Origin of the sequence: Prescottella soli (assembly GCF_040024445.1) — a bacterium.
Lineage (GTDB): Bacteria > Actinomycetota > Actinomycetes > Mycobacteriales > Mycobacteriaceae > Prescottella > Prescottella soli.
Genome location: NZ_CP157276.1, coordinates 2,729,719 through 2,743,373 on the forward strand (window position 1 = coordinate 2,729,719; position 13,655 = coordinate 2,743,373).

Below are 13,655 nucleotides of genomic sequence, written 5' to 3' on the forward strand. Positions count from 1 at the left end.
GTCACGCCAGATGGTGCCGGTCGGTGCGGCTCACCGTCACGGCCGCGACGACGACGCCGATGACGACGCCGACGAGTGTGTCGAGGATCCGGGTCATCCCGGCCTCGGGCGTCATCGGTGACGTGAACCCGGTCATCACGAGCGCCATCGGCGTCACCGCCAGGCTCGTGAGGGCGTAGTTCACGAGCACCATCAGTTCCGCCGCGATCTGCAGGACCACGACCGCGACGACGGACTCCCAGAAGCCCAACGACAGCGCGATCAGCCCGGCGGCGATGGCCGCGCCCGCCACGTTGCCGAGCAGACGCTGGATGCCCCGCTCGACGGTGTGGGTGTAGTTGAGGCCCTGCAGTGCCGCGATCGCGCCCATCGACGCCCACAGCGGGTGCTCGAGGCCGCATGCGAAGGCGATCCATCCCGCCGCTGCGGACGCGATCGTCACCCGAACCGCGGTGTGACGCAGAGCCGTCGACGTGAGGTTGACGCGGGCGATCTTCAGCACCCGGTTGGGGGCGGGGAGCTCGGTCCGCGGCGAAGGGCGATCACCCACGCCGCCGAGGATGCTGGCCCGCTTCACCTTTCGCAGTTCCTGCTCGTGCTGCGCGATCTCCCGGATCTGGCCGCCGTCGCCGTCGGCGACCCAGACGTCGATCGCCTCGTCGGCGGCGTCCAGCAGCCTAGCGAGGTCGCGACCGTGACCGTACTGTGCTCGCGAATGGCCACTCGCCGCAAGGACTTCCCGGGCGCGATGAAGAGCTGCACGCGCGGCCGGAACACCGTCCATCCCCGCCTCCTCGAGTGAGCCGACGCTCACGAGCGCGCGGGCCGCGGCCAGACGGGCCGGTCCCAGCGGCAGGACGAACCCCGGAAGCATCGCGGCAATCCAGCCCACGAGCACGCCGACCGCCGCCGCGGACGTCACCTGGCCCACATCGGACCACGACGTCGAATAGCCCGCGGCGCCGGTCGCGGCGAAGACGAGGATCACCGGGCCGGGACCGAGCAACTGGAAGGTGTTCATGTAGCCCGAGGCCACACCGGCGGCCAACGACAGCGCCCCGATCAGCGCCCACGCCGGCAGTGCCGCGGCACCCAGTGCGCCACCGAGCGCGACGAAGGCGACGAGCCCGGCGCCGACCAGCGCCAGCTTGCCCGCCAGGCGTGGGTACGGTTCGTAGCGGCCGAACGCGGCGGCCAACGCACCGAGTGCCGCGAACCCGGCCAGTTCCCGGTGGCCGAGTAGGCCACCCGCGACGAGGACCACCGCCGTGGCCAGCCCGACACGAAACGCCGGTGCGATGGTCGCGTCCGCGGTGCGCAGTTCGAATGCTCGACGCCAGGTCCTCGGCACCACGGCATGCGCGAGAGCGCCACGCGCCTGGGCGAACCGAGTGGGTGCGGGAGCCTCGAGTGCAGTCACTCGACTCAGTGTACGCGCATTACTTCACTAGTAAAGTACTAATGAACAGAATCTCCTTCCTGGCTAGGATGAGGAAGTGGATTCGACCGACAGCTCCGATCGCGACTTCATCGACAAGGTTCGCCGGGAGTGGTCCCACTCCTACCCCGAGGTGGACACGTCGCCGATCGAGATCATCGGGCGGATCACGCGAATCAGCTCGCAGACGCTGCATCGGCTCGACCGCGTCCTCGGCCCCAGCGGCGTCTCACGCGCGGAGTTCGAGGTGTTGTGCGCGTTGGCACGATGCGACCGGCCACTTCGGGCCAGCGAGGTCACGGCGGTGACGATGGTCAGCAGCGCGGCGACCACCAAGCACGCCGACCGCCTGGTCAAGCTGGGCCTGGTGGAACGACAGCGCTTCGAGCGCGACGGACGAGTGGTGCTCCTCCATGTCACCGAGGAGGGGCGGGCGCTCGTGGATCGCGAGTTCCCGCAGCGCGTCGATCAAGATCGCAGGCTACTGGAGGGCCTCGACGCCGACGAGCGCGTCCTGCTGGCACGGCTGCTGCGGCGGATCGCCCGAAACAGCGACGACGTCGACCGGGTCTGATCTCCGCAGATATTTCGTCGGTCCCCCGTCGACCGCCGGCCGGGGACCCGGATCGCGACCGCGATCGGCCCCGCCGGCGACCGACGCCCCGGAAACAGCTCGCCGGCTGCCCGGAGGTGGACGAAATAGCTGCATATATGCGGAAACGCCGAAGGCCCCCACCAGTAATGGTGGGGGCCTTCGGGAAAGGATGTTCGGCGGTGTCCTACTCTCCCACACCCTGTCGAGTGCAGTACCATCGGCGCTGGAGGGCTTAGCTTCCGGGTTCGGAATGGGACCGGGCGTTTCCCCTCCGCTATGGCCGCCGTAACTCTATGAAACTGTCACACATTCAATTCCCCCGCCCGAACCACCCGCCGGCCACGAGGGCTCTGGGGTGTTGGGGGTGAATGGTATCTGTGTGTTGTTTCAGATACCGCACAGTGGACGCGTAGCTTCTTTGTGGTAAGTCCTCGGCCTATTAGTACCAGTCACCTCCATCCGTTACCGGACTTCCAGTTCTGGCCTATCAACCCGGTGGTCTGCCGGGGGCCTTACCCCCTCGAGGGGGTGAGAAACCTCATCTTGGAACAGGCTTCCCGCTTAGATGCTTTCAGCGGTTATCCCTTCCGAACGTAGCTAACCAGCAGTGCTCCTGGCGGAACAACTGGCACACCAGAGGTTCGTCCGTCCCGGTCCTCTCGTACTAGGGACAGCCTTCCTCAAGTTTCTAACGCGCGCGGCGGATAGAGACCGAACTGTCTCACGACGTTCTAAACCCAGCTCGCGTGCCGCTTTAATGGGCGAACAGCCCAACCCTTGGGACCTACTCCAGCCCCAGGATGCGACGAGCCGACATCGAGGTGCCAAACCATCCCGTCGATATGGACTCTTGGGGAAGATCAGCCTGTTATCCCCGGGGTACCTTTTATCCGTTGAGCGACACCGCTTCCACTTGCCGGTGCCGGATCACTAGTCCCGACTTTCGTCCCTGCTCGACCTGTCAGTCTCACAGTCAAGCTCCCTTGTGCACTTGCACTCGACACCTGATTGCCAACCAGGCTGAGGGAACCTTTGGGCGCCTCCGTTACATTTTGGGAGGCAACCGCCCCAGTTAAACTACCCACCAGGCACTGTCCCTGAACCAGATCATGGTCCGAGGTTAGATGTCCAATACGATCAGAGTGGTATTTCAACAACGACTCCACACACACTGGCGTGCATGCTTCACAGTCTCCCACCTATCCTACACAAACCGAACCGAACACCAATACCAAGCTATAGTGAAGGTCCCGGGGTCTTTTCGTCCTGCCGCGCGTAACGAGCATCTTTACTCGTAATGCAATTTCGCCGAGTCTGTGGTTGAGACAGCAGAGAAGTCGTTACGCCATTCGTGCAGGTCGGAACTTACCCGACAAGGAATTTCGCTACCTTAGGATGGTTATAGTTACCACCGCCGTTTACTGGGGCTTAAATTCTCAGCTTCGCCATTACTGGCTAACCGGTCCTCTTAACCTTCCAGCACCGGGCAGGCGTCAGTCCGTATACATCGTCTTACGACTTCGCACGGACCTGTGTTTTTAGTAAACAGTCGCTTCTCTCTGGTCTCTGCGGCCCCACCCAGCTCACCAAGCAAGTTGGATCACCAGACGAGGCCCCCCTTCTCCCGAAGTTACGGGGGCATTTTGCCGAGTTCCTTAACCACAGTTATCTCGATCGCCTTAGTATTCTCTACCTGACCACCTGTGTCGGTTTGGGGTACGGGCCGTGTGAAAGCTCGCTAGAGGCTTTTCTCGGCAGCATAGGATCACTGAATTCGCCTCAATCGGCTACGCATCACGTCTCAGGCTATATGTGACCCGGATTTGCCTAGGCCACGCCCTACACGCTTACACCAGTATTACCACTGACTGGCTCAGCTACCTTCCTGCGTCACCCCATCGCTTGGCTACTACCAGATCGGTTCACGCGCATCCACACACCGGAGAACCCGAAGGTTCGAAAGTGGCTTCAGGGCGCTTAGCATCACTGATTCACCAGGGGCGCGTTCACACGGGTACGGGAATATCAACCCGTTGTCCATCGACTACGCCTGTCGGCCTCGCCTTAGGTCCCGACTCACCCTGGGCGGATTAACCTGGCCCAGGAACCCTTGGTCATTCGGCGGACGAGTTTCTCACTCGTCTTTCGCTACTCATGCCTGCATTCTCACTCGTGCAGCCTCCACACCTGGATCACTCCGGCGCTTCCATGGCTGCACGACGCTCCCCTACCCATCCACACCACTGCACAACCCCCCGCAGGAGGAAGTGGGTGTTATGTGAATGCCGCGGCTTCGGCGGTGTACTTGAGCCCCGCTACATTGTCGGCGCAGGATCACTTGACCAGTGAGCTATTACGCACTCTTTCAAGGGTGGCTGCTTCTAAGCCAACCTCCTGGTTGTCTTCGCGACCCCACATCCTTTTCCACTTAGTACACGCTTAGGGGCCTTAGCCGGCGATCTGGGCTGTTTCCCTCTCGACTACGAAGCTTATCCCCCGCAGTCTCACTGCCGCGCTCTCACACTCTGGCATTCGGAGTTTGGCTGACGTCAGTAACCTTGTGGGGCCCATCGGCCATCCAGTAGCTCTACCTCCAGAGTGAAACACGCGACGCTGCACCTAAATGCATTTCGGGGAGAACCAGCTATCACGGAGTTTGATTGGCCTTTCACCCCTACCCACAGCTCATCCCCTCAGTTTTCAACCTAAGTGGGTTCGGGCCTCCACGACGTCTTACCGTCGCTTCACCCTGGCCATGGGTAGATCACTCCGCTTCGGGTCTAGAACATGCCACTGACTCGCCCTATTCGGACTCGCTTTCGCTACGGCTACCCCACACGGGTTAACCTCGCGACATGCCGCTAACTCGCAGGCTCATTCTTCAAAAGGCACGCCATCACCCCCCACCCGAAGGTGCGAAGGCTCTGACGGATTGTAAGCGCACGGTTTCAGGTACTATTTCACTCCCCTCCCGGGGTACTTTTCATCTTTCCCTCACGGTACTAGTCCGCTATCGGTCACCAGGGAGTATTCAGGCTTATCGGGTGGTCCCGACAGATTCACAGCAGATTTCACGGGCCCGCTGCTACTCGGGTGTCCGTCACGACAGTCACCATGTTTTCGTCTACGGGATTTTCACCCTCTACGACGGGCCGTTCCAGACCACTTCGACTAACACGATGATTTCTTACTGTCGGCCAATCCGGCAGAATTGACAAGACGGATCCCACAACCCCACGAATGCAACGCCCGCCGGCTATCACACACCCATGGTTTAGCCTCATCCGCTTTCGCTCGCCACTACTCACGGAATCACATGTTGTTTTCTCTTCCTGTGGGTACTGAGATGTTTCACTTCCCCACGTTCCCTCCACACGCCCTATATATTCAGGCGCGGGTAACCACACATCACTGTGGCTGGGTTTCCCCATTCGGACATCCTCGGATCTCAGCTCGGTTGACAGCTCCCCGAGGCTTATCGCAGCCTCCTACGTCCTTCATCGGCTCCTGGTGCCAAGACATCCACCGTACGCTCTTAATTACTTACAACAAAGATGCTCGCGTCCACTGTGCAGTTCTCAAACAACACACAACACCCAGACCGAATGTGGCACCAGCCGGAGCAGAACCCCGCGGTATGACCACGCCCAGATGTTGTCGTTTCTTCCTTCGAGGAAACACTTGCGTGTTCTCTCAGGACCCAACAGTGCGCCGATATATCGTCCGCCGGCGGTCATGTGACCATCCGATACGCGGATGAGGTAGTCAGTGTTCCACCCATGAGCAACCGCAGTCCCACATGTGGGGACTAAACGGCCTCTGCCAGCGAGGACACAACCTGTGTCGGCCCTCGACTGGAGAATGCTCCTTAGAAAGGAGGTGATCCAGCCGCACCTTCCGGTACGGCTACCTTGTTACGACTTCGTCCCAATCGCCGATCCCACCTTCGACGGCTCCCTCCACAAGGGTTAGGCCACCGGCTTCGGGTGTTACCGACTTTCATGACGTGACGGGCGGTGTGTACAAGGCCCGGGAACGTATTCACCGCAGCGTTGCTGATCTGCGATTACTAGCGACTCCGACTTCACGGGGTCGAGTTGCAGACCCCGATCCGAACTGAGACCGGCTTTAAGGGATTCGCTCCACCTCACGGTATCGCAGCCCTCTGTACCGGCCATTGTAGCATGTGTGAAGCCCTGGACATAAGGGGCATGATGACTTGACGTCGTCCCCACCTTCCTCCGAGTTGACCCCGGCAGTCTCCTGCGAGTCCCCGCCATTACGCGCTGGCAACACAGGACAAGGGTTGCGCTCGTTGCGGGACTTAACCCAACATCTCACGACACGAGCTGACGACAGCCATGCACCACCTGTATACCGACCACAAGGGGGCACCTATCTCTAGGTGTTTCCGGTATATGTCAAACCCAGGTAAGGTTCTTCGCGTTGCATCGAATTAATCCACATGCTCCGCCGCTTGTGCGGGCCCCCGTCAATTCCTTTGAGTTTTAGCCTTGCGGCCGTACTCCCCAGGCGGGGCGCTTAATGCGTTAGCTACGGCACGGATCCCGTGGAAGGAAACCCACACCTAGCGCCCACCGTTTACGGCGTGGACTACCAGGGTATCTAATCCTGTTCGCTACCCACGCTTTCGCTCCTCAGCGTCAGTTACTGCCCAGAGACCCGCCTTCGCCACCGGTGTTCCTCCTGATATCTGCGCATTTCACCGCTACACCAGGAATTCCAGTCTCCCCTGCAGTACTCAAGTCTGCCCGTATCGCCCGCAAGCTTGGGGTTGAGCCCCAAGTTTTCACGGACGACGCGACAAACCGCCTACGAGCTCTTTACGCCCAGTAATTCCGGACAACGCTCGCACCCTACGTATTACCGCGGCTGCTGGCACGTAGTTGGCCGGTGCTTCTTCTGCAGGTACCGTCACTTTCGCTTCGTCCCTGCTGAAAGAGGTTTACAACCCGAAGGCCGTCATCCCTCACGCGGCGTCGCTGCATCAGGCTTTCGCCCATTGTGCAATATTCCCCACTGCTGCCTCCCGTAGGAGTCTGGGCCGTGTCTCAGTCCCAGTGTGGCCGGTCGCCCTCTCAGGCCGGCTACCCGTCGTCGCCTTGGTAGGCCATTACCCCACCAACAAGCTGATAGGCCGCGGGCCCATCCTGCACCAGTAAACCTTTCCAACCCCCGCCATGCGACAGGAGCTCATATCCGGTATTAGACCCAGTTTCCCAGGCTTATCCCAGAGTGCAGGGCAGATCACCCACGTGTTACTCACCCGTTCGCCGCTCGTGTACCCCCGAAAGGGCCTTACCGCTCGACTTGCATGTGTTAAGCACGCCGCCAGCGTTCGTCCTGAGCCAGGATCAAACTCTCCGTTGAAGACTCTAGATTTCGCAGCCGAAGCCACTAATCAGTCATAGACATCGAGTCAAATCACTAGCAAAATAAACTCAAACTAGCTGTTTGCGCTGACCATCCCAGACGGAAGAATGAGACGATCAGCAAATACCCACCACAAAAGTGGTGGAGTACCAAAATTTGGCACTGACATTCATCGACACACTGTTGAGTTCTCAAAGAACACGCGCACACCATCACTCGAAACTTTGCAGTTCCTCGTTCCGGGGCAACCGTTCCAGCCTAACCCGCACCGGCACCGGATGCAAATCCGGCCCCCGCAGGAGTTTCAGCAGATTCGCCAGGCGCTCCCCGTACAACCTCGTTTTCCCTCGCTGACCTGTGAAGATCGCGGCCGGGTCGGTGTCCGTGTCGCTCTGACCTGGAATAAGTTACGCGAACCTTGCGCAGAACACCAAATCGCCAGGTCAAGCCGGATGATGAACAGTCGTAAACGCGGGGGTGCGGGACTTCTGACCGTTCAGTGGCCCGGCACAGATCGTCGCTCAGGGCCGGCTTTCCGGTCGCCGGCTGCCCGGAGGGAGCCGAATACATGTATATATGCGGAAACGCCGAAGGCCCCCACCAGTAATGGTGGGGGCCTTCGGGAAAGGATGTTCGGCGGTGTCCTACTCTCCCACACCCTGTCGAGTGCAGTACCATCGGCGCTGGAGGGCTTAGCTTCCGGGTTCGGAATGGGACCGGGCGTTTCCCCTCCGCTATGGCCGCCGTAACTCTATGAAACTGTCACACATTCAATTCCCCCGCCCGAACCACCCGCCGGCCACGAGGGCTCTGGGGTGTTGGGGGTGAATGGTATCTGTGTGTTGTTTCAGATACCGCACAGTGGACGCGTAGCTTCTTTGTGGTAAGTCCTCGGCCTATTAGTACCAGTCACCTCCATCCGTTACCGGACTTCCAGTTCTGGCCTATCAACCCGGTGGTCTGCCGGGGGCCTTACCCCCTCGAGGGGGTGAGAAACCTCATCTTGGAACAGGCTTCCCGCTTAGATGCTTTCAGCGGTTATCCCTTCCGAACGTAGCTAACCAGCAGTGCTCCTGGCGGAACAACTGGCACACCAGAGGTTCGTCCGTCCCGGTCCTCTCGTACTAGGGACAGCCTTCCTCAAGTTTCTAACGCGCGCGGCGGATAGAGACCGAACTGTCTCACGACGTTCTAAACCCAGCTCGCGTGCCGCTTTAATGGGCGAACAGCCCAACCCTTGGGACCTACTCCAGCCCCAGGATGCGACGAGCCGACATCGAGGTGCCAAACCATCCCGTCGATATGGACTCTTGGGGAAGATCAGCCTGTTATCCCCGGGGTACCTTTTATCCGTTGAGCGACACCGCTTCCACTTGCCGGTGCCGGATCACTAGTCCCGACTTTCGTCCCTGCTCGACCTGTCAGTCTCACAGTCAAGCTCCCTTGTGCACTTGCACTCGACACCTGATTGCCAACCAGGCTGAGGGAACCTTTGGGCGCCTCCGTTACATTTTGGGAGGCAACCGCCCCAGTTAAACTACCCACCAGGCACTGTCCCTGAACCAGATCATGGTCCGAGGTTAGATGTCCAATACGATCAGAGTGGTATTTCAACAACGACTCCACACACACTGGCGTGCATGCTTCACAGTCTCCCACCTATCCTACACAAACCGAACCGAACACCAATACCAAGCTATAGTGAAGGTCCCGGGGTCTTTTCGTCCTGCCGCGCGTAACGAGCATCTTTACTCGTAATGCAATTTCGCCGAGTCTGTGGTTGAGACAGCAGAGAAGTCGTTACGCCATTCGTGCAGGTCGGAACTTACCCGACAAGGAATTTCGCTACCTTAGGATGGTTATAGTTACCACCGCCGTTTACTGGGGCTTAAATTCTCAGCTTCGCCATTACTGGCTAACCGGTCCTCTTAACCTTCCAGCACCGGGCAGGCGTCAGTCCGTATACATCGTCTTACGACTTCGCACGGACCTGTGTTTTTAGTAAACAGTCGCTTCTCTCTGGTCTCTGCGGCCCCACCCAGCTCACCAAGCAAGTTGGATCACCAGACGAGGCCCCCCTTCTCCCGAAGTTACGGGGGCATTTTGCCGAGTTCCTTAACCACAGTTATCTCGATCGCCTTAGTATTCTCTACCTGACCACCTGTGTCGGTTTGGGGTACGGGCCGTGTGAAAGCTCGCTAGAGGCTTTTCTCGGCAGCATAGGATCACTGAATTCGCCTCAATCGGCTACGCATCACGTCTCAGGCTATATGTGACCCGGATTTGCCTAGGCCACGCCCTACACGCTTACACCAGTATTACCACTGACTGGCTCAGCTACCTTCCTGCGTCACCCCATCGCTTGGCTACTACCAGATCGGTTCACGCGCATCCACACACCGGAGAACCCGAAGGTTCGAAAGTGGCTTCAGGGCGCTTAGCATCACTGATTCACCAGGGGCGCGTTCACACGGGTACGGGAATATCAACCCGTTGTCCATCGACTACGCCTGTCGGCCTCGCCTTAGGTCCCGACTCACCCTGGGCGGATTAACCTGGCCCAGGAACCCTTGGTCATTCGGCGGACGAGTTTCTCACTCGTCTTTCGCTACTCATGCCTGCATTCTCACTCGTGCAGCCTCCACACCTGGATCACTCCGGCGCTTCCATGGCTGCACGACGCTCCCCTACCCATCCACACCACTGCACAACCCCCCGCAGGAGGAAGTGGGTGTTATGTGAATGCCGCGGCTTCGGCGGTGTACTTGAGCCCCGCTACATTGTCGGCGCAGGATCACTTGACCAGTGAGCTATTACGCACTCTTTCAAGGGTGGCTGCTTCTAAGCCAACCTCCTGGTTGTCTTCGCGACCCCACATCCTTTTCCACTTAGTACACGCTTAGGGGCCTTAGCCGGCGATCTGGGCTGTTTCCCTCTCGACTACGAAGCTTATCCCCCGCAGTCTCACTGCCGCGCTCTCACACTCTGGCATTCGGAGTTTGGCTGACGTCAGTAACCTTGTGGGGCCCATCGGCCATCCAGTAGCTCTACCTCCAGAGTGAAACACGCGACGCTGCACCTAAATGCATTTCGGGGAGAACCAGCTATCACGGAGTTTGATTGGCCTTTCACCCCTACCCACAGCTCATCCCCTCAGTTTTCAACCTAAGTGGGTTCGGGCCTCCACGACGTCTTACCGTCGCTTCACCCTGGCCATGGGTAGATCACTCCGCTTCGGGTCTAGAACATGCCACTGACTCGCCCTATTCGGACTCGCTTTCGCTACGGCTACCCCACACGGGTTAACCTCGCGACATGCCGCTAACTCGCAGGCTCATTCTTCAAAAGGCACGCCATCACCCCCCACCCGAAGGTGCGAAGGCTCTGACGGATTGTAAGCGCACGGTTTCAGGTACTATTTCACTCCCCTCCCGGGGTACTTTTCATCTTTCCCTCACGGTACTAGTCCGCTATCGGTCACCAGGGAGTATTCAGGCTTATCGGGTGGTCCCGACAGATTCACAGCAGATTTCACGGGCCCGCTGCTACTCGGGTGTCCGTCACGACAGTCACCATGTTTTCGTCTACGGGATTTTCACCCTCTACGACGGGCCGTTCCAGACCACTTCGACTAACACGATGATTTCTTACTGTCGGCCAATCCGGCAGAATTGACAAGACGGATCCCACAACCCCACGAATGCAACGCCCGCCGGCTATCACACACCCATGGTTTAGCCTCATCCGCTTTCGCTCGCCACTACTCACGGAATCACATGTTGTTTTCTCTTCCTGTGGGTACTGAGATGTTTCACTTCCCCACGTTCCCTCCACACGCCCTATATATTCAGGCGCGGGTAACCACACATCACTGTGGCTGGGTTTCCCCATTCGGACATCCTCGGATCTCAGCTCGGTTGACAGCTCCCCGAGGCTTATCGCAGCCTCCTACGTCCTTCATCGGCTCCTGGTGCCAAGACATCCACCGTACGCTCTTAATTACTTACAACAAAGATGCTCGCGTCCACTGTGCAGTTCTCAAACAACACACAAGCAGAAAACTCGTGCAGACACCGGACCAACCGGAACTCCCGTTCCCGCTGCGGTATGACCTGCGTTTCCCGCTTGTCGTTTCTTCCTTCGAGGAAACACTTGCGTGTTCTCTCAGGACCCAACAGTGCGCCGATATAACTCTCTTCCCACCGGCACTCGGGCCGGCAGTCATGAAGAAAATGCTTGTCAGTGTTCCACCCATGAGCAACCGCAGTCCCACATGTGGGGACTAAACGGCCTCTGCCAGCGAGGACACAACCTGTGTCGGCCCTCGACTGGAGAATGCTCCTTAGAAAGGAGGTGATCCAGCCGCACCTTCCGGTACGGCTACCTTGTTACGACTTCGTCCCAATCGCCGATCCCACCTTCGACGGCTCCCTCCACAAGGGTTAGGCCACCGGCTTCGGGTGTTACCGACTTTCATGACGTGACGGGCGGTGTGTACAAGGCCCGGGAACGTATTCACCGCAGCGTTGCTGATCTGCGATTACTAGCGACTCCGACTTCACGGGGTCGAGTTGCAGACCCCGATCCGAACTGAGACCGGCTTTAAGGGATTCGCTCCACCTCACGGTATCGCAGCCCTCTGTACCGGCCATTGTAGCATGTGTGAAGCCCTGGACATAAGGGGCATGATGACTTGACGTCGTCCCCACCTTCCTCCGAGTTGACCCCGGCAGTCTCCTGCGAGTCCCCGCCATTACGCGCTGGCAACACAGGACAAGGGTTGCGCTCGTTGCGGGACTTAACCCAACATCTCACGACACGAGCTGACGACAGCCATGCACCACCTGTATACCGACCACAAGGGGGCACCTATCTCTAGGTGTTTCCGGTATATGTCAAACCCAGGTAAGGTTCTTCGCGTTGCATCGAATTAATCCACATGCTCCGCCGCTTGTGCGGGCCCCCGTCAATTCCTTTGAGTTTTAGCCTTGCGGCCGTACTCCCCAGGCGGGGCGCTTAATGCGTTAGCTACGGCACGGATCCCGTGGAAGGAAACCCACACCTAGCGCCCACCGTTTACGGCGTGGACTACCAGGGTATCTAATCCTGTTCGCTACCCACGCTTTCGCTCCTCAGCGTCAGTTACTGCCCAGAGACCCGCCTTCGCCACCGGTGTTCCTCCTGATATCTGCGCATTTCACCGCTACACCAGGAATTCCAGTCTCCCCTGCAGTACTCAAGTCTGCCCGTATCGCCCGCAAGCTTGGGGTTGAGCCCCAAGTTTTCACGGACGACGCGACAAACCGCCTACGAGCTCTTTACGCCCAGTAATTCCGGACAACGCTCGCACCCTACGTATTACCGCGGCTGCTGGCACGTAGTTGGCCGGTGCTTCTTCTGCAGGTACCGTCACTTTCGCTTCGTCCCTGCTGAAAGAGGTTTACAACCCGAAGGCCGTCATCCCTCACGCGGCGTCGCTGCATCAGGCTTTCGCCCATTGTGCAATATTCCCCACTGCTGCCTCCCGTAGGAGTCTGGGCCGTGTCTCAGTCCCAGTGTGGCCGGTCGCCCTCTCAGGCCGGCTACCCGTCGTCGCCTTGGTAGGCCATTACCCCACCAACAAGCTGATAGGCCGCGGGCCCATCCTGCACCAGTAAACCTTTCCAACCCCCGCCATGCGACAGGAGCTCATATCCGGTATTAGACCCAGTTTCCCAGGCTTATCCCAGAGTGCAGGGCAGATCACCCACGTGTTACTCACCCGTTCGCCGCTCGTGTACCCCCGAAGGGGCCTTACCGCTCGACTTGCATGTGTTAAGCACGCCGCCAGCGTTCGTCCTGAGCCAGGATCAAACTCTCCGTTGAAGACTCTAGATTTCGCAGCCGAAGCCACTAATCAGTCATAGACATCGAGTCAAATCACTAGCAAAATAAACTCAAACTAGCTGTTTGCGCTGACCATCCCAGACGGAAGAATGAGACGATCAGCAAATACCCACCACAAAAAGTGGTGGAGTACCAAAATTGGCACTGACATTCATCGACACACTGTTGAGTTCTCAAAGAACACGCGCACACCATCACTCGAAACTTTGCAGTTCCTCGTTCCGGGGCAACCGTTCCAGCCTAACCCGCACCGGCACCGGATGCAAATCCGGCCCCCGCAGGAGTTTCAGCAGATTCGCCAGGCGCTCCCCGTACAACCTCGTTTTCCCTCGCTGACCTGTG

General features: G+C 58.9%; 2 protein-coding genes and 6 rRNA genes. 1 reads left to right on the forward strand and 7 read right to left on the reverse strand.

Annotated features, from left to right (window positions below; genetic code table 11):
* Position 1: 1 nt before the first annotated feature.
* Positions 2–1,420, reverse strand: a complete 1,419-nt coding sequence (locus tag ABI214_RS12870) for an FUSC family protein (protein WP_348611082.1) — start codon at positions 1,418–1,420, stop codon at positions 2–4.
* A gap of 76 nt (positions 1,421–1,496) precedes the next feature.
* On the opposite strand from ABI214_RS12870, the gene ABI214_RS12875 reads away from it, so the two are divergent.
* Positions 1,497–2,012, forward strand: a complete 516-nt coding sequence (locus ABI214_RS12875) for a MarR family winged helix-turn-helix transcriptional regulator (protein ID WP_348611085.1) — start codon at positions 1,497–1,499, stop codon at positions 2,010–2,012.
* Positions 2,013–2,204: 192 nt separating this feature from the next.
* On the opposite strand, the gene rrf (ABI214_RS12880) is transcribed toward ABI214_RS12875, so the two are convergent.
* From rrf (ABI214_RS12880) to ABI214_RS12905, 6 genes are all read right to left on the reverse strand, one after another.
* Positions 2,205–2,321: ribosomal RNA gene (gene rrf, locus ABI214_RS12880) — 5S ribosomal RNA — on the reverse strand.
* A gap of 131 nt (positions 2,322–2,452) precedes the next feature.
* Positions 2,453–5,582: ribosomal RNA gene (locus tag ABI214_RS12885) — 23S ribosomal RNA — on the reverse strand.
* Positions 5,583–5,905: 323 nt separating this feature from the next.
* Positions 5,906–7,424, reverse strand: a 16S ribosomal RNA gene (locus ABI214_RS12890).
* A gap of 634 nt (positions 7,425–8,058) precedes the next feature.
* Positions 8,059–8,175, reverse strand: a 5S ribosomal RNA gene (rrf, locus tag ABI214_RS12895).
* 131 nt (positions 8,176–8,306) lie between these two features.
* Positions 8,307–11,436: ribosomal RNA gene (locus ABI214_RS12900) — 23S ribosomal RNA — on the reverse strand.
* A gap of 337 nt (positions 11,437–11,773) precedes the next feature.
* Positions 11,774–13,292, reverse strand: a 16S ribosomal RNA gene (locus tag ABI214_RS12905).
* Together the 16S, 23S and 5S rRNA genes form the textbook arrangement of a ribosomal RNA operon.
* Positions 13,293–13,655 lie beyond the last annotated feature (363 nt).